We start from the raw sequence: 22,745 nt of genomic DNA on the forward strand, positions 1-22,745 counted from the left end.
TCTTGCGTTTCCGACTCTATCAGACTCTTTCGTGTCCGATTCCCCGTCGGAGCGGGGCTTGCTTTCCAGTTCTTCGCTTTCGCGTTTCCCTTTCCGGCGGTTCCGACTTTATCAGAGTTATCTGAGTCGGATTTCCCCCTCTCCGGAGCGCTCCAGGCTTTTGATCAGCCAGGGCTTCCCCGCGAGGTGGAGCCGTAAACGTACTGGAGCGGAGGGCTTCGATGCAAATCGAGAGCCCCCCGCTCCGGACACGGGGTCAGGTGTCCACCGTCAGACGGCAGTTGCCGGCGTCAGACCTCTACGACGACGGGGAGGATCATCGGGCGTCGGCGGTAGGTGTCCGATACCCACTTGCCCACCGAGCGGCGGACGAGTTGCTGGAGCTGGTGCGGTTCGGCGACGCCGTCCGCGGCGGACTTGGCGATGGCGTCCACGACCTTGGGGAGCACGGCGGAGAACGCCGAGTCCTCGATACCGGAGCCGCGGGCCTGGAAGTGCGGGCCTCCGACGACCTTTCCGGTGGTGGAGTCGACCACCACGAAGACCGAGATGATGCCCTCGTCGCCGAGGATGCGGCGGTCCTTCAGGGACGACTCGGTGACATCGCCGACCGAGAGGCCGTCGACATAGACGTAGCCCGCCTGGACCTTGCCCACGATTCTGGCCTTGCCGTCGACGAGGTCGACGACCACGCCGTCCTCCGCGATGACGATGTGGTCCTTGGGGACGCCTGTCAGCGCGCCCAGTTCGGCGTTGGCACGCAGATGGCGCCATTCGCCGTGGACCGGCATCAGGTTCTTCGGCTTGCAGATGTTGTAGAAGTACAGCAGCTCACCCGCCGAGGCATGGCCCGAGACGTGAACCTTGGCGTTGCCCTTGTGGATGACGTTCGCGCCCCACCGGGTCAGGCCGTTGATCACGCGGTAGACCGCGTTCTCGTTGCCCGGGATGAGGGACGACGCCAGGATCACCGTGTCGCCCTGGACGATCCGGATCTGGTGATCGCGGTTGGCCATGCGCGAGAGCGCGGCCATCGGTTCGCCCTGGGAGCCGGTGCAGACGAGGACGACCTCGTGGTCCGGGAGGTCGTCGAGCGTCTTGACGTCGACGACCAGACCCGCCGGCACCTTGAGGTAGCCCAGGTCACGGGCGATACCCATGTTGCGGACCATCGAGCGGCCGACGAAGGCGACTCTGCGGCCGTACTCATGGGCGGCGTCGAGGATCTGCTGGATGCGGTGGACGTGGCTGGCGAAACTCGCCACGATGATCCGCTTCTGGGCGTTGGCGAAGACCTGCCGCAGGACATTGGAGATGTCCCGCTCCGGCGGGACGAAGCCCGGAACCTCGGCATTGGTGGAGTCCGACAACAGCAGGTCGATGCCCTCCTCGCCGAGCTTGGCGAAGGTGGGCAGGTCGGTCAGCCTGCGGTCCAGCGGGAGCTGGTCCATCTTGAAGTCGCCCGTGTGGACCGCCATGCCCGCGGGTGTGCGGATGGCGACGGCCAGGGCGTCCGGGATGGAGTGGTTGACCGCGACGAACTCGCAGTCGAACGGGCCGATCCGCTCGCGGTGCCCCTCGGTGACCTCAAGGGTGTACGGGCGGATGCGGTGCTCCTGGAGCTTCGCCTCGATCAGCGCGAGGGTCAGTTTGGAGCCGATCAGCGGGATGTCCGCCTTCAGCCGGAGCAGGAAGGGGACACCACCGATGTGGTCCTCGTGGCCGTGCGTGAGCACGATGCCGTCGATGTCGTCGAGGCGGTCCCGGATGGTGGTGAAGTCCGGCAGGATCAGGTCGATGCCGGGCTGCTCCTCCTCGGGGAAGAGGACGCCGCAGTCGACGATGAGCAGACGGCCGTTGTACTCGAAGACCGTCATGTTGCGGCCGATCTCGCCCAAGCCGCCGAGCGGTGTGACACGCAGGCCGTTCTTGGGAAGCTTCGGCGGGGCGCCGAGTTCTGGATGCGGATGACTCAAAAGACTCTCCTCACCACACGCGCCACGTACCGCTGAGGCACGTGGCGCGCATGACATTCGTGCACTTGCTGTTGTCTGTGTGGACCGATTTCTCGGTGTTGCTCTGCCTTCTCGTATTCAGTTGTGAAGTCTGTGGTTAGAGCTGTACCCCACCAGCCGAGAGATCGATCTTGAGCTGTGCCGTTTCGTGCTCCGTCAGCTCGACGAGCGGGAGGCGCAGCGGTCCGGCCGGCAGCTTCTGCAGGGCGAGCGCAGCCTTCGAGGTGATGACACCCTGCGTACGGAACATTCCGGTGAAGACCGGGAGCAGCTTCTGGTGGATCTCGGTGGCCTTCTGGACGTCACCGGTGAGGTGGGCGTCGAGGAGCTCACGCAGCTCCGGCGTGACCACATGGCCGACGACGGAGACAAAGCCGACGGCGCCGACCGAGAGCAGCGGGAGGTTGAGCATGTCGTCGCCCGAGTACCACGCGAGGCCGGAATTGGCGATGGCCCAGCTGGCCCGGCCGAGGTCACCCTTGGCGTCCTTGTTGGCGACGATGCGTGGGTGCTGCGCGAGACGGACGATCGTCTCGGTGTCGATGGGGACGCCGCTTCGGCCGGGGATGTCGTAGAGCATGACCGGCAGGCCGGTCGCGTCCGCGATGGCGGAGAAATGCCGGAAGAGGCCTTCCTGTGGCGGCTTGTTGTAGTACGGCGTGACCGCGAGCAGGCCGTGTGCGCCGGCGCGCTCGGCCGCGCGGGCCAGTTCCAGGCTGTGCCGGGTGTCATTGGTGCCGACACCGGCGACGATGTGGGCCCGGTCTCCGACCGCTTCCAGGACAGCCCGTACGAGCTGGTCTTTCTCCGCGTCACTGGTGGTCGGCGACTCACCGGTGGTGCCGTTGAGTACGAGGCCGTCGTTGCCTGCGTTCACCAGATGGACGGCGAGCTGCTGAGCACCGTCGAGGTCGAGTGCGCCGTCCGCCGTGAAGGGCGTGACCATGGCAGTGAGGACCCGGCCGAAGGGGGTCTGCGGAGTGGAGATCGGAGCCATGGGTAACACGCTACTCGCTGCTCAGCCCGCCGCGCCCCTTTGGGGGACTGGACAAAAGGAGCCCGGCACTGCCTGCTCGGGGGTTCAAGCAGTGCCGGGTCCGTTTGATCAGCCTAGATGAACTTCTCGAAACGCCGCAATACGGACACCTGGCTCGGCTGACCGTACATCTGTACCCGAGGGCCGCCCACAGCGGCCCTGAACAGCCCTTGCGAGCAGCCCTGATGCCGCGGCCGGGAGGCGGCTCCGGGGGCTCAGGGAGCGATGCGGCCGTTGGCGTTGAAGGCCGCGTGGGTGAGGGGCATGAGCCCTGCCCAGTGCTCCTCCATCCGCTCCCCGACCATCTCGATCTCCCGCTGCGGGAAGGACGGGACCTTCGCCTGTTCATGCTGGGTGCGCAGGCCGAGGAAGTGCATCAGCGAGCGCGCGTTGCATGTGGCGTACATCGACGAGAAGAGGCCGACCGGCAGGACCGCGCGGGCCACCTCGCGGGCCACGCCCGCGGCCAGCATCTCCTGATAGGCCTCGTACGCCTGTCGGTAGGAGTCCTCCATCGCGCGGCCGGTCAGCTCCTGCTGCTCCGGGGTGCCGTCGACGAACACGTACTTCCCCGGGCGGCCCTCCTGGACGAGCTTGCGCGAGGCGTCGGGCACGTAGAAGACCGGCTGCAACTCACGGTAACGGCCCGATTCCTCGTTGTAGGACCAGCCGGCGCGGTGCCTCATGAACTCGCGGAACACGAAAATCGGGGCGCTGACGAAGAAGGTCATCGAATTGTGCTCGAAGGGACTTCCATGGCGATCCCTCATCAGGAAATTGATGAGGCCCTTCGACCGCTCGGGGTCCTTCGACAGTTCTTCCAGGGACTGCTCGCCTGCGGTGGAGACGCGCGCGGCCCACAGCACATCGGAGTCTCCAGCAGCGTGTTTCACCAGGTCGACGGTGACATCGCTGCGGAAGCTCGGCTTGGTCTCGGTGGGGGTGTCGCTCACCGGCGGGGTCCTTCCATTTCACATCGCTCGGGCGGCGCCCACTCTACGGCGCGGCACTGACAGCACAGGACCGGACAAGCCCACGGCGTTTATCGGTCAGTTCCGGGAATGCGGGCACCGAACGGCGCTGTTGTTCGTCTCACTGAGTAGCAGCTGGCACCCCAGCAGCGTTCCATCACGAGATCGCAAGGAGAGCCGCTCCATGTTCCGCCGGCGAGAGGCCGTCCCGTTCGCATTCGTCGCCGAGGCCGACAGCTTCCGCAGTAACGTCACTCCCCCGCCCAAACACCGCGCCAGCAGGACCGACGTCGTCGGCCGGACGCTGATCGGGCTGGTCATCGCGGCCGGATTCGCGGGCTCGCTCCTCTTCGGGCTGCCGGCACTGGACACGAGCCAGTCGTCCGGTCACGCGCAGCAGTCCGAGGCATCCCAGGACCGCTGACTCGTCCGGCCCCCCTCGGGTGGTCCGGGCGGGGCCTGATCGGTAGCCTCACCGGGCACAGCAATCGAGCGTGCTTGTGAGTGAGGATCAGTCGTGCCCCTGCCCTTCCTGACGGCCGACCGGCCTTTTGACGCGACCACCGATGATGTCGCGTTGCCGTTCGACGATCACGACAATTGGCGGCGTCCGTACCGCCCCGGCCCCTGGCGGGTGGCGGCGGCCGCGCTGCTTCTGCTGCTCGCCTCGTTCATTCTGATCACGGCGATGATCATCGCCTTCGCGGGCGCCCTGCCCGGCGCCGCCGCGTGTCTGACCGCCGCCGTGCTGGCGATCGCCGCCTCGCTGCGGATGCTGCGCATGGGCGCCTGGGTGAGCCGCCACGGAGTCCGGCGGGTGGGACTGCTCCGGACCGGTACCACGCCCTGGGACCGGATCACGGCCGTCCGTACCGTCCAGCAGCCCGTGCGCTGGCTCGGGCTGCCGCGCACCGTACAGGGGCAGGCGCTCGTGCTCGTACTCCGGCAGGGTGAGCCGTTGCCGCTGCTCACCGATCACAACGCGGACTTCCTGTCGCGTGCCGAGGCCTTCGCGCGGGCCGCCGACGCGGTCGAGGTCTGGGGCGACGAGTACCGCACCGACTGACACCCGGCCGGCACATTCGGGTGCCGGTACGTACATGAGTGGGGCCCAGCCGAAGGATGGCTGGGCCCCACTCATGTACGTACCGCTGTCAGACCCGTACGGGCTTGCCGTCGTGGAGCGCGATGGCCCGCTGCATCGCCTTCCGTGCCCGCGGGGTGTCCCGGGCGTCGTGGTACGCGATCGCCAGCCGGAACCAGCAGCGCCAGTCGTCGGGGGAATCCTCCGTCTGCGCCCGGCGCTCGGCGAACACGGCGTCCGCGGAGGCCCGGTCGATGCGGCCGCCGGGTGTACGGGCCAACTCGTCGACCGGCAGGCCGCCTTCGGCGTCCAGTTCTGTGGCGAGCCGGTTGGCACGCTGGACGAATTGGGTGTTCTTCCAGAGGAACCAGACGCCGATGACCGGCAGGATCAGCACGGCGACACCGAACGTGACGGTGAGCGCCGTGCCGTGCTGGATCAGCAGCACGCCCCGGCTGCCGACCAGGACGAAATAGAGGACCAGGACGGCGGCCGTGACACAGTAAGTGATCTTCGCGCGCATGGATGTCAGCTCAGATCGAGGAAGTGTTCCAGGCCGAAGGTGAGGCCGGGGGCGGTGACCACGCGGCGCACACCGAGCAGGATGCCCGGCATGAAGCTGCTGTGGTGCAGGGAGTCGTGGCGGACGGTGAGGGTCTCGCCCTCGCCGCCGAGGATGACTTCCTGGTGGGCGAGGAGGCCTCGAAGGCGTACGGAGTGCACCGGCACGCCGTCGACGTCGGCGCCCCGGGCGCCGTCCAGCGCGGTGACCGTGGCGTCGGGCTGCGGGGCGCTGCCCGCAGCCTCGCGTGCCGCGGCGATCAGTTGGGCGGTGCGGTGGGCGGTCCCGGAAGGCGCGTCGGCCTTGTTCGGGTGGTGCAGTTCGATGATCTCGACCGACTCGAAGTAACGGGCCGCGGTCTCGGCGAACTTCATGGTGAGGACCGCGCCGATGGAGAAGTTCGGTGCGATCAGCACGCCCGTCTGCGGGGAGGCGGCCAGCGAGGTGTGCAGCTGCGCGAGCCGTTCGTCGGTCCAGCCCGTGGTGCCGACGACCGCGTGGATGCCGTGGCGTACGCAGAAGTCGAGGTTGCCCATCACCGAGGCGGGGGTGGTCAGTTCCACCGCGACCTGGGCGCCGGCGTCCACGAGGGTCTCCAGCTTGTCGCCCCGGCCGAGGGTCGCGACCAGTTCCAGGTCGTCGGCGGCCTCGACGGCTCGTACGGCCTCGGAGCCGATACGGCCGCCTGCTCCGAGAACGGCCACGCGCAGCTTGCTCATTGCTCTGTTTCCTTCAGCGTCGGGGTGCGGCGTCGGGGGTGCGGCCCGGTCAGCGGGAGACCGCTTCGTCGAGGCGGGCCGCCTGCTTGTCCTTGAGCGGTCCGATGACTGACAGCGAGGGACGCTGTCCCAGTACATCGCGGGCGACCGCGCGTACGTCGTCCGGGGTGACGGCGGATATCCGCGCCAGCATCTCGTCGACGGACATCTGGGCGCCCCAGCACAGCTCGCTCTTGCCGATCCGGTTCATCAGCGCGCCGGTGTCCTCCAGGCCGAGGACGGTGGAGCCGGAGAGCTGGCCGACGGCGCGGCCGATCTCCTCGTCGCTGAGGCCTTCGGTGGCGGCGCGGTCGAGTTCGTCGCGGCAGATCTTCAGGACGTCGTGGACCTGGCTGGGCCGGCAGCCGGCGTAGACGCCGAAGAGCCCGCAGTCGGCGAAGCCCGAGGTGTACGAGTACACGCTGTAGGCCAGGCCGCGCTTCTCCCGTACCTCCTGGAAGAGCCGGGAGCTCATCCCGCCGCCGAGCGCGGTGTTCAGCACGCCGAGTGCCCAGCGGCGCTCGTCGGTGCGGGCCAGGCCCGGCATGCCGAGGACGACATGCGCCTGCTCGGTCTTGCGGTTGAGCAGTTCGACACGGCCCGCGGCGCGGACGGAGCGGCTGCCCTCGCGGGGCGCGACGGGGGTGGCGTCCGTACGGGAGAGGGCGCCGGCCTTCTCGAAGGCCCGCCGGACCTGGCGTACCACCGTGGCGTGGTCGACGTTGCCCGCGGCCGCGACGATCAGGTGCGTCGGGTCGTAGTGCTTCTTGTAGAAGCGGGCGATCTGGTCACGGTCCAGGGCGTTGATGGTGTCGACGGTGCCGAGGACCGGCCGGCCCAGGGGGGTGTCGCCGAGCATGGTCTCCGCGAACAGGTCGTGCACGCAGTCGCCCGGGTCGTCCTCGGTCATGGCGATCTCTTCGAGGATGACGCCGCGCTCCGCGTCGACGTCCGCGGCCTCGATGAGCGACCCGGTGAGCATGTCGCAGACGACATCGATGGCCAGCGGCAGATCGGTGTCGAGCACCCGGGCGTAGTAGCAGGTGTACTCCTTCGCCGTGAAGGCGTTCATCTCGCCGCCGACCGCGTCGATGGCGGAGGAGATGTCGAGAGCGCTGCGCTGCCGCGTGCCCTTGAAGAGGAGGTGTTCCAGATAGTGGGTGGCGCCGTTGAGGGTGGGCGTCTCGTCACGGGAGCCGACCTGCACCCAGATGCCGAAGGTCGCGGAGCGCACCGACGGCAGGGTCTCCGTGACGACGCGCAGGCCGCCGGGGAGGGTCGTACGGCGTACCGTGCCGATCCCGTTCTCGCCCTTGAGCAGGGTTTGGGTACGGGCGACGGCCCGCGCCTCCGAGGAGGTGCGGGCCGTCGTCCTGGAGCTGGATGTCACTTCGCGGCTTCGTCCTTCGCCTCTTCGGACTCCGAGGCCTCTTCGCCCTCGATCACGGGGATGAGGGAGAGCTTGCCGCGCTGGTCGATCTCGGCGATCTCGACCTGGACCTTCTGGCCCACGCCGAGCACGTCCTCGACGTTCTCCACGCGCTTGCCGCCGGCGAGCTTGCGGATCTGCGAGATGTGCAGCAGTCCGTCCTTGCCCGGGAGCAGCGACACGAACGCACCGAAGGTGGTGGTCTTGACGACCGTACCCAGGTAACGCTCGCCGACCTCCGGCATGGTCGGGTTGGCGATGCCGTTGATCGTGGCGCGGGCGGCCTCGGCGGCCGGTCCGTCGGCGGCACCGATGTAGATGGTGCCGTCGTCCTCGATCGTGATGTCGGCGCCGGTGTCCTCCTGGATCTGGTTGATCATCTTGCCCTTGGGGCCGATGACCTCACCGATCTTGTCCACCGGGATCTTGACGGTGATGATCCGCGGGGCGTTCGGGGACATCTCGTCCGGGACGTCGATGGCCTCGTTCATCACATCGAGGATGTGGAGGCGGGCGTCGCGGGCCTGCTTCAGCGCGGCGGCCAGGACCGAGGCGGGGATGCCGTCGAGCTTGGTGTCGAGCTGGAGCGCGGTGACGAAGGTCTTCGTACCGGCGACCTTGAAGTCCATGTCGCCGTACGCGTCCTCCGCACCGAGGATGTCGGTGAGGGCGACGTAGTGCGTCTTGCCGTCGATCTCCTGGGAGATCAGACCCATGGCGATACCGGCGACGGGGGCCTTGAGCGGCACACCGGCGTTCAGCAGCGACATGGTGGAGGCGCAGACCGAGCCCATGGACGTCGAGCCGTTGGAGCCCAGCGCCTCGGAGACCTGGCGGATGGCGTACGGGAACTCCTCGCGCGTCGGCAGCACCGGCACGATGGCGCGCTCGGCGAGCGCTCCGTGGCCGATCTCGCGGCGCTTCGGCGAACCGACGCGGCCGGTCTCACCGACCGAGTACGGCGGGAAGTTGTAGTTGTGCATGTAGCGCTTGCGGGTCACCGGGGAGAGGGTGTCCAGCTGCTGCTCCATGCGGAGCATGTTGAGGGTGGTGACGCCCAGGATCTGGGTCTCGCCACGCTCGAACAGCGCCGAGCCGTGCACGCGCGGGATGGCCTCGACCTCGGCGGCGAGCGTACGGATGTCCGTGACGCCACGGCCGTCGATGCGGACCTTGTCCTTGATGACGCGCTCGCGGACCAGGGACTTCGTCAGCGCGCGGTACGCGCCGGAGATCTCCTTCTCGCGGCCTTCGAACTGCGGGAGCAGCTTCTCGGCGGCGAGCTCCTTGACGCGGTCCAGCTCGGCCTCGCGGTCCTGCTTGCCGGCGATGGTCAGCGCCTGGGCCAGCTCGGAACGCACGGCAGCGGTCAGCGCCTCCAGGACGTCGTCCTGGTAGTCGAGGAAGACCGGGAACTCGCCGGTGGGCTTGGCGGCCTTGGCGGCGAGGTCGGCCTGGGCCTTGCAGAGCGCCTTGATGAAGGGCTTCGCGGCTTCCAGACCGGCGGCGACGATCTCCTCGGTGGGAGCCTCGGCGCCGTCCTTGACGAGCTGGATGGTCTTCTCGGTGGCCTCGGCCTCGACCATCATGATCGCGACGTCGCCGTCCTCCAGGACGCGGCCCGCGACGACCATGTCGAAGACGGCGTCCTCAAGCTCGGTGTGCGTCGGGAAGCCGACCCACTGGCCCTTGATCAGGGCGACACGGGTGCCGCCGATCGGGCCGGAGAAGGGCAGGCCCGCCAGCTGCGTGGAGCAGGAGGCGGCGTTGATGGCGACCACGTCGTACAGGTGGTCGGGGTTGAGCGCCATGATCGTCTCGACGATCTGGATCTCGTTGCGCAGGCCCTTCTTGAAGGAGGGGCGCAGCGGGCGGTCGATCAGGCGGCAGGTGAGGATCGCGTCCTCGGAGGGCCGGCCCTCACGGCGGAAGAAGGAGCCGGGGATCTTGCCGGCCGCGTACATCCGCTCCTCGACGTCCACCGTCAGGGGGAAGAAGTCGAGCTGGTCCTTGGGCTTCTTGGAAGCGGTGGTGGCCGACAGCACCATGGTGTCGTCGTCCAGGTACGCCACGGCGGAACCGGCGGCCTGCTTGGCCAGCCGGCCCGTCTCGAAGCGGATGGTGCGGGTGCCGAAGGTTCCGTTGTCGATAACGGCCTCGGCGTAGTGGGTCTCGTTCTCCACTAGTGATTTCTCCTCGTCTTCGTCCGGTGCCCGTGTGGCAGGGGACGTGGCGGAGAAGCGCTCCTTGGTGCGGGCCGGTCTTCGATCGAAGCACCCGGGTCGGCCTGCGTGGGCCGCGCCTTTCCGGGCGCCACTACCGAGGACCGGCGGCGGCGGAGGTCGCTCCTCCTCTTCAGTTGTGCTCTTCAGTGCACGTCAGTTGTGCTCTTCAGTTCTTCGCACGTCGGTTGTGCTCTTCAGTTGTCCCTGTGCGACCAGGTTACTGAGCTTCGCCTCAGGATGACATTCCGGTCGTCCCGGGCGGGGCGCCCGATACCCGCATACGCGAAAGGAGCGGCCCCCTGGAGGTGGGAACCGCTCCCTTCACGGTGTCTTACTTGGCACCGCCGGCCGCACCGCGGCGGATGCCCAGGCGGTCGACCAGCGCACGGAAGCGCTGGATGTCCTTCTTGGCCAGGTACTGCAGCAGCCGGCGGCGCTGACCGACCAGGATCAGCAGACCACGACGGGAGTGGTGGTCGTGCTTGTGGGTCTTGAGGTGCTCGGTCAGGTCCGTGATCCGGCGCGACAGCATGGCGACCTGGACCTCGGGGGAGCCGGTGTCACCTTCCTTGGTGCCGAAGTCGGTCATGATCTGCTTCTTCGTAGCGGCGTCGAGCGACACGCGTACTCCTCGTGAGTCTTCTTGGCCACCGAGTGCCCCAGGTCGAATACTCTGGGGAGCTTCCGTTACTCGGGAGGCGGGGATCCGCTGGGCGCTGACCGCAGAGCCGATGGCTCCGGGATCACGTACACAAACGGCCGTCGCCCAGGGTACCAGCCGCCAGGTGGGCGACCGACCGCGCTGAGCGCGGGCACCTAGCTGGTCATCGCGCGGGCCTTGCTGAAGACGTCGAGTACGGCGAGGCAGAGCGGCACCAGGGAGAGCAGCACCGCGCCCTCGGTGAGATCGAGCAGCCTGCCCCAGAAGGGCGAGAGGCCCTTGCGCGGGATGACCAGGCCGATCGCCGTGATCAGGGCCGCACCCGCGGCGATGCTCGCGGCGAGCCAGATCGTACGGATGTCGAGGCCGCCGCGGTCGCCGTAGATCAGGAGTTCCCTGACCAGGTCCGCGGGCGGGTTCAGGGAGAGGCCGAGGATCAGCAGCGCGACCGCGGAGATGCCCGCCACCAGGACGGAGGCGACCTGCGAGGTGTAGCGGAAGAGACGGGCGCGCATCAGCATGGCGAGGCCCGCGGTCAGGGCGAGGATCTGGCCCCAGATGTTGTCCGAGAAGCCGAGGACGGCGGCGGCGCCGATGACGACCGCCGAGCAGCCGGCGACCAGGCCGAGGAGCATCTCGTGGCCGCGGCGTGCCTGCGCGGCGATGCGCTCGGCGTCGACGGGCTCGGCGTCGGGGCCGGCGTTCGGGTCGTCGAAGTCGTCGTACTCGCCGTTCGCGGCGGAGCGCGGGGAGGCGTAGCCGATGGGCAGCCGGGCGAAGCGGGCCGAGAGGCCGGGCAGGAAGGCGACGATGCCGATGGCGACCGGGGCGCAGACGGCGGCGGTGCCGGTGGCCGAGGCCTCCGTGAGGATCATCACGAAGGTCGCGAGGGTGCCGACGGTGGCCAGGAAGGTGGCGGCGACGAAGGGCGCGTCACCGCTCGGGGTGAGGGCGACCAGGGCGACGGACGCGATCAGCACGACGACGCAGCCGAGCAGGAACTGGAGCCGGCCGGGGCCCTGGCCCGCGTCGGGGCCGATGATCCCGGAGCCGCCGATCAGCAGCAGCGGCAGCGCGCCGAGGCCGAGGCCGACGGCGGTGGCGCGGTCCCCGTACACCCGGGCCCGTACTCCCGCGAAGGCCGTCAGCAGCAGACCGCCCGCGCCCGCGATGATGCCGGGCAGGCTGTGCATGTCGTGGCGGACCGGGTCGGCGAACCACAGGACGAAGCCCATGAGGACCAGCAGCAGCACACCGCCGACGAGACCGGCGCCGCGCAGCAGTTCGTCGCTCCACAGGTGACGGTCGCGTTTGACGGCGGAGGCGACGGCGTCCGAGACGTCGTCGAATACCGCGGGCGGCAGGGACTCGGCGAAGGGGCGCAGGCTGAGCACTTCGCCGTCGAGCACCTGCTGGGCGGAGAGCGTACGGGCGCCTTCGAGGACGGTGCCGTCGCGTCGTACCAGGTGGTAGCCGGTGGGTGTGCCCGCCGACTGGGTCTGGCCGGTGAGCCGCAGGATCTCCGGGTAGACGTCGGCTACGGCGATGTCCTCCGGGAGAGCGACATCGATCCTGCTGTCCGGCGCCACGACGGTGACGCGGCAGAAGCCGGTCGCTGCGGTCGTACTCACGTGTCTGGTCCCCCTGATTCGCGGTTGCGCACGATGCGCGCGTCACCCTACCGGGATGCGTGGGGCAGGGCTGCAAGTAGGATCGCCGTCGCGCGGAGGGAGACCGTCGCCACGGGGGCGTCGGTACGGAATTGCCCGTCCGGCTTGAGGGATTGATGCGCCGGTGAGCCAGATTGTCGTCAAACGCCCACCACGGTCCCTTCCGCCGGAAGTGCCCACGGATGCGCTGACCTTGGAGGCCCCGCCCGAACTGCCCCGCGGGCAGCAGGAGGGCATGCTGATGCAGGTCCTGCCGGTTCTCGGCATGGGCTCGTCGGTGGTCTTCTTCTTCTCGCCGACAGCGCCTCCGATCATGCGGATCATGGGCGTGCTGATGCTGGTCTCGACGCTCGCGATGGTCATCGCGCAGGTCGTCAGGTTCCGTCGCGGTACGCAGGGGCAAATTGCCGATGTGCGGCGGGACTACCTCAAGTACCTCGCTCAGTCGCGGCGTACGGTCCGCAGGACGGCGCGTGCGCAGCGCGACGCCCAGCTGTATCTGCACCCCTCGCCCGAGCAGTTGTGGTCGGTGGTGGCCGAGGGCTCGCGGGTGTGGGAACGGCGCGTCGGTGACAAGGACTTCGGTCAGTTGCGGATCGGGCTGGGCGCGCAGCAGCTGGCGACACCGCTGGTCGCTCCGGAAACCGCGCCGGTCGACGAGCTGGAGCCGCTGTGCGCCGGGGCGATGCAGCAGTTCCTGGCGGTGCACGGCTCGTTGGACGGGCTGCCGATGGCCGTGTCGATGCGCGCCTTCTACCACGTGACGGTCTCCGGCGAGCAGGAGTCCGCGCAGTCCGCGGCGCGTGCGATGGTCGCCCAGCTGGTGACGCTGCACTCCCCCGAGGACCTGATGGTCGCGGTGGTGGCGTCGCGGCGCTCGGCCGCGCGCTGGGACTGGACGAAGTGGCTGCCGCACACCCAGGTGCCGGGGCAGGTCGACGGCGCCGGTACGAAGCGGCTGTTCGGGGACGACCTCGGGGAGCTGGAGCTGCTGCTGCACAGCAGGCTGGACGGGCGGCCGCGGTTCGGCCGGGACACCCAGCCGGTGCTGGACCAGCCGCACATCGTCGTCGTACTGGACGGCGGGATGGTGCCGCCGGACTCACTGTTCGCGGCGGCCGAGGGCCTTCAGGGCGTGACGATCGTGGAGGTCGTGTCCGGGGAACTGGACGAGCCGCGGGGCGGTCTGTCGGTGGTCGTCCGGCCGGGCAGGCTGTGGCTGGAGTCCGGTGCGGGCCTGGCGTACGAAGGTGTCCCCGACGGGATCTCCCTGCCGGCCGCCGAGGCGCTCGCGCGGCAGCTGGCGCCGCTGCGGACGGGCGGCGGCGACGAGGACGAACCGCTGCTCGCCAACCTCGACTTCACGGATCTGCTGAATCTGGGCGACGCCGCGGCGGTCGATGTGGCGCGTACCTGGCGGCCGCGGTCGACGGCCGAGCGGCTGCGGGTGCCGATCGGTGTCGGCGAGGACGGCCAGCCGGTGATGCTGGACCTCAAGGAGGCCGCGCAGGAGGGCATGGGGCCGCACGGGCTGTGTGTCGGAGCGACCGGTTCCGGAAAGTCGGAGCTGCTGCGCACCCTGGTGCTCGGGCTCGCGGTCACCCACTCCTCGGAGACGCTGAACTTCGTCCTCGCCGACTTCAAGGGCGGCGCGACCTTCGCCGGCATGTCGCAGATGCCGCACGTGGCGGCGGTCATCACCAACCTCTCGGACGACCTGACCCTGGTCGACCGCATGGGAGACGCGATCCGCGGTGAGCTCCAGCGCCGCCAGGAGCTGCTGCGCTCGGCGGGCAACTACGCCAATGTGCACGACTACGAGAAGGCGCGGGCGGCCGGTGCCGCGCTGGAGCCGCTCGCCTCGCTCGTTCTCGTGATCGACGAGTTCTCCGAACTGCTCACCGCGAAGCCCGACTTCATCGACATGTTCATCCAGATCGGCCGGATCGGCCGTTCCCTGGGTGTGCATCTGCTGCTCGCCTCGCAGCGCCTGGAGGAGGGCAAGCTGCGCGGGCTGGACACGTACCTCTCGTACCGGGTCGGTCTGCGGACGTTCTCGGCGGCGGAGTCGCGCACGGCGCTGGGCGTGCCGGACGCGTACCACCTGCCGTCGGTGCCCGGTTCGGGCTACCTCAAGTTCGGCACGGAGGAGATGACCCGCTTCAAGGCGGCGTACGTCTCGGGCACGTACCGCACAGGCGGTCCCGACCTGTCGATCGGGGCGCTGAACATCGAGCGGCGGCCCGCGCTGTTCACGGCCGTGCCGGTGCCGGTGGTGTACGCGGCGCCGGACCCGCTGGCCGGGGCCGCGCCCCGCCCCTCGGAGGACGACGCGCTCGCGGACACCGTGCTGGATGTCATCGTGCGCCGGCTCGACGGGCAGGGGGTGCCCGCGCACCAGGTGTGGCTGCCGCCGCTGGACGAGGCGCCGACGCTGGACCAGTTGCTGCCCGGTATCGCGATGACCGCGGACCGCGGGCTGAGCGCGACCGAGTACAGCCGTCCCGGCGGGCTCACCGTGCCGCTGGGCCTGATCGACAAGCCCTTCGAGCAGCGCCGTGAGGTGCTGTACCGGGACTTCTCGGGCGCGGCCGGCCATATGCTCGTCGTGGGTGGCCCGCAGTCCGGCAAGTCGACGCTGATGCGGACGCTGATCTCGTCGTTCGCGCTCACCCACACCCCGCACGAAGTGCAGTTCTACGCGCTGGACTTCGGCGGTGGCGGCCTCTCCTCGCTGTCGGACCTGCCGCATGTCGGCGGTGTCGCGTCCCGGCTCGACCCCGAACGGGTGCGGCGCGCGGTCGCGGAGGTGCTGGGGGTGCTGAACCGGCGCGAGGAGTTCTTCCGCGCGAACGGCATCGACTCCATCGGCACCTACCGGCGCAAGCGCGCGGCCGGTGAACTGCCCGGCGAGGCCTGGGGAGATGTCTTCCTGGTCATCGACGGCTGGGGCGGTTTCAAGAACGACTACGACATGCTGGAGCCGGTGATCTCCGACATCGCGGCGCGCGGTCTCGGTTACGGCGTCCATGTCGTCATCACCGCCGCCCGGTACATGGAGGCGCGCGCGGCGCTCAAGGACCAGATGCTCGGCCGGCTCGAACTGCGGCTCGGTGACGTCATGGACTCCGAGTTCGACCGCAAGGTCGCCGCGAACGTCCCGCCGGGTGTGCCGGGCCGCGGCCAGGTGCCCGAGAAGCTGCACTTCATGGGCGCGCTTCCGCGTATCGACTCGGTGAGCCGGGCCGCGGATCTCTCCGACGGTACGGCGTCGTTCGTCGGGGCGGCCAGGGAGAGCTGGACGGGCCCGGCGGCTCCGACCGTACGGCTGCTGCCGCGCAAGCTGCCCTTCGAGCAGCTGCCCAAGGGGTTCGAGTACCCGCAGCACGGCATCGCGATCGGTATCGACGAGACCAACCTGGAGCCGGTGTTCGTCGACTTCGAGACCGACCCGTTCTTCATGATCTTCGGCGAGAGCGAGTCGGGGAAGACGGGGCTGCTGCGCCTCATCGCCAAGCAGATCTCCGAGCGCTACACGCCGGAGCAGGCGCGGATCGTGGTCGGTGACTACCGGCGCTCGATGCTGGAGGCCGTACCGTCCTCGCATCTGCTGGAGTACGCGCCGATGGCGTCGGCCATGCAGATGCACATGGACGCCATCGGCACGGTGATGGAGAAGCGGGCGCCCAAGCCGGACATCACTCCGCAGCAGCTGCGCGACCGCAGCTGGTGGAGCGGTCCGCAGCTGTTCGTGCTCATCGACGACTACGAGCTGGTCGCGACCAACTCCGCGAACCCGCTGGCCGTTCTGGTGGAGAACCTGCCGTTCGCCCGTGATGTCGGTATCCGCTTCATCGTCGCGCGCAACGCGGCCGGTGCCTCGCGTGCGATGTATGAACCGTTCATGCAGAGGATGAAGGAACTCGGTGCACAAGGTGTGATCTTGTCCGGAGATCCCGGAGAGGGTGACATTCTGGGCAACGTCCGGGCCCGCCCGATGCCCCCGGGACGAGGCACATTCGTCTCCCGCAAGCGCGGTGCACCCCTGGTGCAGCTGGGTTGGATGCCGGACCGGTAGACGGCGTACGTACCGATGGCCACGTGGACGACCTGCACGAAGGTCCGCGTGGCCGCGGCGTATGCGCGCTGTGTACGCGCCGTATGAACAACGAGCACGACTGAACGACAACACGCACGGCAGCGGGGAAACATGAACTTCAGCGAGGAGTGGGGGCGGCTGCGCGCCGAATCCACCGAGCGAATAACCAGGGGCGCCGTACCGGCCGCTTCCACCAACGGACCGGCAGCGCCCACGAGGCCACCGGAGCGGGGGACGGGCCCGACAACAACGGGCGCGGGGCCGGAAATGGACGCCGAGGCCGTCGAGGAAGCCCGCGAGGCCGTCCTGGAGCGCCTGGCCCATTTCCGCAGCACGCCGGTGCTGGTGCCGCTGGACGCCGGAGGCGGTCTGTGGACCGCCGACTTCGGCGGGCTCGGCTGGATCTGCGCTTTCGCCGACGAGCCGGCGCTGGCGAGATTCGCCGAGGCGCGGGGCGATACGGAACGGGCGTGGCCGTACCGCACCGTACTGGGGTCGCGGCTGCTCGACGAGGTCGTACCGGCGGTCGCGTTCCCCTGCGGGGTGGCGCTGAACGCCGCGGGTCCGGACGGGGCGGTGTTCCCGCCGGTCCGGGGGATCGTGCCGGACACGGCGGCGGTCGACAGCGACGCGTACCGGGGGTACGCGGCATGACGGGGACGGATCCGGACCTCCAGGCGTCCAAGGACGCACTGGGGCAGATCACCAAGGGCATCACCGGCACCCTGGCCGAGCTCAAGGAACTCGGCATGGTCGGCGAGGCCAGCATGGGACGGGGCTTCTCCGATCTGACGCTCTCCGGCATGGAGACGGGGCACGAAGGGCTGACGTCGACACTGAAGAGCTTCTGCGAGCGCTGGGAGTGGGGTGTGCGGGCGCTGGTGCAGGAGGGCAACGTGTTCGCCGAGGACGTCGGCCTGTCGGCGGGCGTCTTCCACGAACAGGAGCAGTACCTCCAGGGCAGCTTCAAGATTCTGACGAACTCGGCGATGGGCAATCCGTACGCGTCCGAGGACGAGATCCTGAAGAAGGACTGGGGCGAGGTGCTCTCCGACAACGCGTACACGCAGATACGCGACGCCGACTACAGCGCCGAGTCCTTCGAGCAGGCCCGCGACAACAGCCTCCAGGCGTGGAAGAACACCGCGTGGGACGTCAGTACGGCCACCACGTCGCCGGCGTCCAACATCGTCGACGCCGCCGGACTGCGCGATGAGCTGAACGACTCGATGCGTGACACCTTCGGTCCGTCGCCCGAGGAGCAGAAGAAGGCCGCCGAGCGGCAGGGAGGCCAGGGCTGATGGGCCTCGGAGATCTCGTCGACGGCGGCAAGGACCTGCTCAACAAGGGCCTGGGCAAGCTGGAAGAGGGCGTCGACGCCGGAAAGAAGGCGCTCGGCGAGGGCATCGACTGGACCACCGACCGGGTCGGTGACGGGCTGGATCACGTCGGCGCGGACGACTGGGCGGACAGCGTCGAGGACTGGGGCGACGACGCCGCGTCCGACCTCGGTGCCTCGGTGAGCGAACAGCAGTTGGGGCAGACCGAGGAGCCGAACGAGCTCATCCACGGCAAGCCCGACAAGATCCGCGAGAGTGCCGGTCATATGAAGGACTTCTTCACCTCGCTCGACAGTGTCGGACAGGGGATGAAGAAGCTCGACTCGGCGCACTGGAAGGGCGAGTCGGCCGAGGCGTTCCGCGAGAAGTTCGCGATGCACCCTCCCAAGTGGCTGCACGCCGCGGACGCGTGCGAGGCGGCGGGCAAGGCCCTGACGGCCTACGCGTCGACGGTGACCTGGGCCCAGGGCCAGGCCAAGGAGGCGGTCGCCCTGTACAAGAGGGGCGAGGAGGCGTCACGGAAGGCCGCCGACACCTACAACAAGCAGGTCGACACGTACAACGCGGACGTCAGGGCCGACCGGGATCCCGGTCCGAAGCCGGAGCCGTTCAGCGATCCCGGCAAGAAGGACCGCGAGGACGCGCACAACCTCCTCAAAGAGGCCCGCAGGCAGCGTGACGAGGCGGCCGACAGGGCGAAGAAGGCCGTCGACGACGCGATGGCGCACGCGCCGAAGGAGCCGCCGCCGCTGGACCGGGCCGGCGCCATGTACCTGGACGGCATGGGCGCGCTGACCGTGGAGACGGGCCATGTGGTGGGCGGCGTCGTCAAGGGGGCGGCGGGCATCGTCAACTTCGCCCGCGGTCTCAACCCGATGGACATCTACAACATCACGCACCCGGCCCAGTACGCGCAGAACGTCAACATGACGCTGGCCGGACTCGTCTCGACGGCCGCGCATCCGGAGCGCATACCGGCGGCGCTGATCGACAGTTTCAAGAAGGACCCGAGCGAGGGTCTGGGCCGGCTCCTTCCCGAACTGATCGGAACGAAGGGGCTGGGCACCGTACGCGCCGGTGTGCGCGTCGCCGCCAAGGAGGGCGTCGAGGGAGGCCTGGAGAGCGGTCTGCGCAGGAGCGCCGACGATATTCCGCAGCCGCGTGAGCCCGAGGGCACCCCCAGAACGCCTGACGCGCCGGCGGACGCCCACGATCCGTTGCACGTCGCGGCCGACCGGTCCGTGGACGTGTCCCGGCTTCCGGAGGACGCCGTGTGGCGCCGGACGGACGAACCGCTGTGGCGCAACGACGACCGGTCACCGGACGAGATCTTCAGGGACGGCTTCCAGCCCTGGGACACGTCGAGAACGGATCTCGACAGATACGTCCGGTACAACGAGCACTCCTCCTACGTCGGGACCACCCGCGACCCGGACCTGGGATGGGGCTCGAAATACCGGTACGACGTCGACGCACCCGGCGGGATCGACGTCAATCAGTCCATCCCGGACAACCCGTTCGCCCGCGAGCAGGAGATCGCGTTCCCTGGCGGCGTACGCTCGGAGAACATCAAGGGCGTCCAGGAACGACTGCCGGACGGTTCGCTCGGGGAGTACATACCGAATCCCCGCTACCAGCCCGGGGCTCCGCCCGTGCCTTCCGGACCTCCCCCGGCACCGAGCGGCCCCAGCAACTTTCTGCCCCCAGGATGGACACAATGAGTCAAAGGCTTCTCGGAAGCCGCATCGACGCGGTCGCTGTCCGGCGGGAGGAGCGCTCGGCACACGCACGGTGCACGCTGTCCTGGTGGATCGACAGCCCGGCGGCCATGCCCTACGGCGTCCGTACGGAGGGTCCGTGGGGCACGGTGGAGGGGCGCGACCGTGACTTGTACGGCGCGTTGAACGAGGTACGGCGGCAGGTGGAAGCCGCGGGGTGGCTGCTGGCCATCAACGGGGCACGGCCCGATGTGCACCAGAGCGGGATGCTCCGCAGCAGCGGCAGTTCCCGCGCGTACCAGCTGCGGCCGGGCGCTCCCGCCGACGACGACACCATGGTCGACCTCTTCGCGGACGCGCCCGGCGAGACGGTCACGAGCGTCGAGGCGCAGGCCACGGCATACACACAATGGTTGGAGTCACTGTGAACGAGGAGAAGGACGGCCGTCCGGTCCCCGCGCTCACCGAGGAACTGCGCGCACAGGCCCGGCGATCCCCGGGAACCTGGCTCTACTCGATCGACCCCGCGTACGATCCCGCCGGTTCCGTACCGCCCCACGCCGTCATCGGGGCCTGGCAGGTCGACGAGCACGGTGAGCCCGGTGCCTTCCAGCACAACCCCAACTACCGCCCCTCACCGGTGACTCTGGGGCTTCCGGAGCCCACCGACGCGGCCGACGCCGCGTTGCAGCTGGCGGCCACCGGGCACGGGCCGGACGACGCGGTGCTGGACGCGCTGGTCGAGGGCGTGCTGTATCTCGTACCGGACGAGGGGACGGACCTCGCGGTGTACACGGACGCGCAGGGCCCGTTCGTACCGGTGCTGACCGACCCGCGCCACGCGCCGCCCACGGTGCCGCAGCTGCGACCGGTGGGCTGTGCGGATCTGCTGCGGGTCCTCCCGGCCGATATGACGGTCAAGATCAACCCGGGCAGCCGGGTCTCCGTGCGTATTCCCAGCGCCGACCTGCGGGCCGCGCTGGCGCGGCGCGGCTGACGGGCGGAACGGAAGGGAGAGGGCATCGCTGTGCTCTCCAGGAACGACGCTGTCGAGGCGGCCCGCCCGTATCTCACTCAGATTTTCGCCCATGAGTCGTACACGATCGTCGTGCGGCCGGAGACGAACAGGAGCCGGTGAACGGTGTTCGACCCTCAGCAGGCGGCGTGGCGATGGCTCGACGCCACCTACCGCGGTCTCGTCGAGCTGGCCTCCCCCGGCCCGGTCGCCCAGGACGCGCACACCTGGCTCTTCGCCTGCCGGACCCGGCCTCAGCCCGGCTATCCCCGGACACCGATGCTCGCCGCGTCCGTCGCCGTGCCGAAGAACGGCATGCCGCCGTTCCATCCGGCCGCGAACGACCCGTGGGGTGACCTGACCGCGTTCGGTCAGGCGCCCGCGCCGCGTGACCCCGCCGGGCAGTCCCGCCGGCTCAACGCGCGCGGCTGTGCGGTGACCGTGGCGGCCACGCTGAACGGCGCTCCCGCGAGCCCGCTTCCCTGGTCGCCCGCGCACGAGGCACCGGGCTGGTGGGAGCTGCTGCTGAAGCACTATTTCCCCGGTGCCGAGCAGCTGTCCTGCGCGAGCTGGGACGAGGTGATCGTCGCCGCTCGCGAGCCGGGGCCCGGGACCGGGGGTGTGGTGTGGGTACGGCGTGAGATCGCCGGTCAGGAGGTCAGCGGTCATCTGCTGTACGCGCACAACAAGGACGGCCAGGTCGTCCTCCTGGACGGCATGACGGGTGGCCTCGCCCGGCTGGACACCGTGGGCGTACGCTCGCTCGTCTTCGCCCGGACCCGGCCTGTCGGCACAGAGGCCGCCCCCGACCCCGTACAGCGGCCCGCGGAGGACCTCCGTACGGCCGTCGAGAAGGCTCGGGCGTGGGTGCTGCGCACCTATGACGAGCCGGTGGAGCTGGTGGATCCCGATCCGGCCGACGAGATGGCACGGGGGTGGCTGTTCGCCTGCGAGACCCGGGAGTTCCGTCACGGGGGCGACTGGTCGCGGGCCATGCTCGACGCGGCGGTGGTCGTGCCCAAGGACCGGGGCGAGCCGTTCTGTCTGCCCAACTCCGCGCCCTGGTCCTGGCTCGACGCGTGGAACGGCGGCGCTGAGCCGGGCGACGGGTCGCTGTCGCTCCCGCCGCGTCCCGGCGCCGCGTCCTGGCTGACGCCGACCCTGCGTGAGCTGGGGAAGCCGGTCTCGGTCTCGGAACACACCGGCTGGGACACGCTGCTGGAGGAGCTGTCCGCGATGCCTGTCGGGGCCCGCGCCCTGGTCTGGGTGCGCCGGAAGGACGCGCGGGGGCGGGAGTCGGTGGGGCTGCTCCTGACCGGATTCCGCTCGGAGCAGGGAACCGGACTGGTCGACGGCGGGGCGGATCCGATCACCGATCTCCAGGCCGTCGGCGCGCACGGTTTCCGGTTCATCCGTTATCGCTGACACGCCTTCCGGCAGGTCGGCGCCCCAGTACTCTGAGGGCTGTAGCTCGTTCGTAACACCCCGGGAGGGACCGCGCCGATGGCTGACGCAAGCGAGAAGGAACGTCAGAAGGAAGAGTTGTACGCGCTCGACATCAGCGGCGTCGAGTGGCAGGGCGCACCCGGCACGAGCCCGGACGAGGAGCGTGTCGAGATCGCCTATCTGCCGGACGGGGCCGTCGCGATGCGGTCGTCGATCGACAAGGAAACGGTCCTGCGCTACACGAAGGCGGAGTGGGACGCGTTCGTACTGGGCGCGCGGGACGGCGAGTTCGACCTGAAGTAGCCGGGCGGGAGCAGACGTGCCGAAGGGGGTGCCCGCGACTGCGGGCACCCCCTTCGGCATGAACGGACAACAGAACCGACCGGGTCAGCCCATCTGCATGCGGAAGCGCGCGGCGTTGCCCTTGTCGGTGTCGCGGTAGCCGATGACCGACTCGTCGAGCAGCTGGGCGATACGGCTCAGGTCCTGGTTCATGCCCTGCATGTCCCTGGTCAGCCGCTCCTGGCTCTCCAGGTACGCGGTCTTGGCCTCACCGTCCCAGTTCCCGGCGACGTTCTTGACCTGGGTCATCAGGGTTTCCAGGTCGGTGGTGAGGTCCGTGGACGTCTTACGGACGTCACCGGCCGCGGTGGTCACGGTGTCGTAATTGACGGCAGTCGTCATGTGATGCTCCTCAGACGGTGTTCAGCGGAGGG

20 protein-coding genes are annotated in these 22,745 nt (G+C 69.2%); 10 read left to right on the top strand and 10 right to left on the bottom strand.

Features of this window, described 5'->3' with window-relative positions:
* Window positions 1–290: 290 nt before the first annotated feature.
* From ACIOJD_RS00005 to thyX, 3 genes are all read right to left on the bottom strand, one after another.
* Window positions 291–1,976, bottom strand: coding sequence for a ribonuclease J (locus ACIOJD_RS00005; protein WP_401890790.1), 1,686 nt, complete (start codon window positions 1,974–1,976; stop codon window positions 291–293).
* 136 nt (window positions 1,977–2,112) lie between these two features.
* On the bottom strand, window positions 2,113–3,012 hold the full coding sequence (dapA, locus tag ACIOJD_RS00010) for a 4-hydroxy-tetrahydrodipicolinate synthase (protein WP_401907340.1): 900 nt from the start codon (window positions 3,010–3,012) through the stop codon (window positions 2,113–2,115).
* Between the two features lie 254 nt (window positions 3,013–3,266).
* Window positions 3,267–4,004: an FAD-dependent thymidylate synthase gene (gene thyX, locus ACIOJD_RS00015; protein WP_401907342.1), complete on the bottom strand. Its 738-nt coding sequence runs from the start codon at window positions 4,002–4,004 to the stop codon at window positions 3,267–3,269.
* A gap of 202 nt (window positions 4,005–4,206) precedes the next feature.
* Between thyX and ACIOJD_RS00020 the strand changes: the two genes are divergently transcribed.
* Window positions 4,207–4,446 carry a hypothetical protein gene (locus tag ACIOJD_RS00020; RefSeq protein ID WP_401890782.1) on the top strand — a complete coding sequence of 80 codons (240 nt, stop codon included), beginning with the start codon at window positions 4,207–4,209 and terminating at the stop codon, window positions 4,444–4,446.
* 93 nt (window positions 4,447–4,539) lie between these two features.
* Window positions 4,540–5,088, top strand: coding sequence for a PH domain-containing protein (locus tag ACIOJD_RS00025; protein WP_401907344.1), 549 nt, complete (start codon window positions 4,540–4,542; stop codon window positions 5,086–5,088).
* A gap of 88 nt (window positions 5,089–5,176) precedes the next feature.
* On the opposite strand, the gene ACIOJD_RS00030 is transcribed toward ACIOJD_RS00025, so the two are convergent.
* From ACIOJD_RS00030 to eccD, 6 genes are all read right to left on the bottom strand, one after another.
* Entirely contained in the window at window positions 5,177–5,629 is a 453-nt protein-coding gene (locus tag ACIOJD_RS00030; protein WP_401907346.1) for a hypothetical protein, read from the bottom strand.
* 5 nt (window positions 5,630–5,634) lie between these two features.
* Window positions 5,635–6,387, bottom strand: coding sequence for a 4-hydroxy-tetrahydrodipicolinate reductase (gene dapB, locus ACIOJD_RS00035; RefSeq protein WP_401907347.1), 753 nt, complete (start codon window positions 6,385–6,387; stop codon window positions 5,635–5,637).
* A 49-nt stretch (window positions 6,388–6,436) separates the two neighbouring features.
* Window positions 6,437–7,816 carry a M16 family metallopeptidase gene (locus tag ACIOJD_RS00040; RefSeq protein ID WP_401890772.1) on the bottom strand — a complete coding sequence of 460 codons (1,380 nt, stop codon included), beginning with the start codon at window positions 7,814–7,816 and terminating at the stop codon, window positions 6,437–6,439.
* Window positions 7,813–10,038 carry a polyribonucleotide nucleotidyltransferase gene (locus ACIOJD_RS00045; protein WP_401907349.1) on the bottom strand — a complete coding sequence of 742 codons (2,226 nt, stop codon included), beginning with the start codon at window positions 10,036–10,038 and terminating at the stop codon, window positions 7,813–7,815. Before ACIOJD_RS00045 ends, ACIOJD_RS00040 begins: the two co-directional genes overlap by 4 nt.
* Window positions 10,039–10,411: 373 nt before the next feature.
* Window positions 10,412–10,702: a 30S ribosomal protein S15 gene (rpsO, locus tag ACIOJD_RS00050; protein WP_401907351.1), complete on the bottom strand. Its 291-nt coding sequence runs from the start codon at window positions 10,700–10,702 to the stop codon at window positions 10,412–10,414.
* A gap of 194 nt (window positions 10,703–10,896) precedes the next feature.
* Window positions 10,897–12,372, bottom strand: coding sequence for a type VII secretion integral membrane protein EccD (gene eccD, locus ACIOJD_RS00055; protein ID WP_401907352.1), 1,476 nt, complete (start codon window positions 12,370–12,372; stop codon window positions 10,897–10,899).
* 163 nt (window positions 12,373–12,535) lie between these two features.
* Between eccD and eccCa the strand changes: the two genes are divergently transcribed.
* The 8 genes from eccCa to ACIOJD_RS00095 all read left to right on the top strand — a co-directional run bounded on the left by eccCa (window position 12,536) and on the right by ACIOJD_RS00095 (window position 22,332).
* On the top strand, window positions 12,536–16,489 hold the full coding sequence (gene eccCa, locus ACIOJD_RS00060; RefSeq protein WP_401907353.1) for a type VII secretion protein EccCa: 3,954 nt from the start codon (window positions 12,536–12,538) through the stop codon (window positions 16,487–16,489).
* Window positions 16,490–16,621: 132 nt separating this feature from the next.
* Window positions 16,622–17,164, top strand: coding sequence for a hypothetical protein (locus ACIOJD_RS00065; RefSeq protein WP_401907354.1), 543 nt, complete (start codon window positions 16,622–16,624; stop codon window positions 17,162–17,164).
* Entirely contained in the window at window positions 17,161–17,811 is a 651-nt protein-coding gene (locus ACIOJD_RS00070; protein ID WP_401907355.1) for a hypothetical protein, read from the top strand. Before ACIOJD_RS00065 ends, ACIOJD_RS00070 begins: the two co-directional genes overlap by 4 nt.
* Entirely contained in the window at window positions 17,811–19,571 is a 1,761-nt protein-coding gene (locus tag ACIOJD_RS00075) for a putative T7SS-secreted protein (protein ID WP_401907357.1), read from the top strand. Before ACIOJD_RS00070 ends, ACIOJD_RS00075 begins: the two co-directional genes overlap by 1 nt.
* The gene (locus ACIOJD_RS00080; RefSeq protein WP_401907358.1) at window positions 19,568–19,996 is read left to right on the top strand and encodes a hypothetical protein; all 429 of its coding nucleotides are present in this window, start codon (window positions 19,568–19,570) and stop codon (window positions 19,994–19,996) included. The genes ACIOJD_RS00075 and ACIOJD_RS00080 overlap by 4 nt, the downstream gene beginning before the upstream one ends.
* Entirely contained in the window at window positions 19,993–20,565 is a 573-nt protein-coding gene (locus ACIOJD_RS00085; protein WP_401907360.1) for a type VII secretion system-associated protein, read from the top strand. Before ACIOJD_RS00080 ends, ACIOJD_RS00085 begins: the two co-directional genes overlap by 4 nt.
* 144 nt (window positions 20,566–20,709) lie before the next feature.
* Window positions 20,710–22,008 (top strand): YrhB domain-containing protein, encoded by a 1,299-nt coding sequence (locus ACIOJD_RS00090; RefSeq protein ID WP_401907361.1) that lies wholly within the window; start codon window positions 20,710–20,712, stop codon window positions 22,006–22,008.
* Window positions 22,009–22,086: 78 nt separating this feature from the next.
* Window positions 22,087–22,332, top strand: a complete 246-nt coding sequence (locus ACIOJD_RS00095) for a DUF397 domain-containing protein (protein ID WP_401907363.1) — start codon at window positions 22,087–22,089, stop codon at window positions 22,330–22,332.
* 84 nt (window positions 22,333–22,416) lie between these two features.
* On the opposite strand, the gene ACIOJD_RS00100 is transcribed toward ACIOJD_RS00095, so the two are convergent.
* Window positions 22,417–22,713 carry a WXG100 family type VII secretion target gene (locus ACIOJD_RS00100; protein ID WP_401907364.1) on the bottom strand — a complete coding sequence of 99 codons (297 nt, stop codon included), beginning with the start codon at window positions 22,711–22,713 and terminating at the stop codon, window positions 22,417–22,419.
* Window positions 22,714–22,745: the final 32 nt, after the last annotated feature.

This window comes from Streptomyces sp. NPDC088116 (assembly GCF_044741745.1).
Lineage (GTDB): Bacteria > Actinomycetota > Actinomycetes > Streptomycetales > Streptomycetaceae > Streptomyces.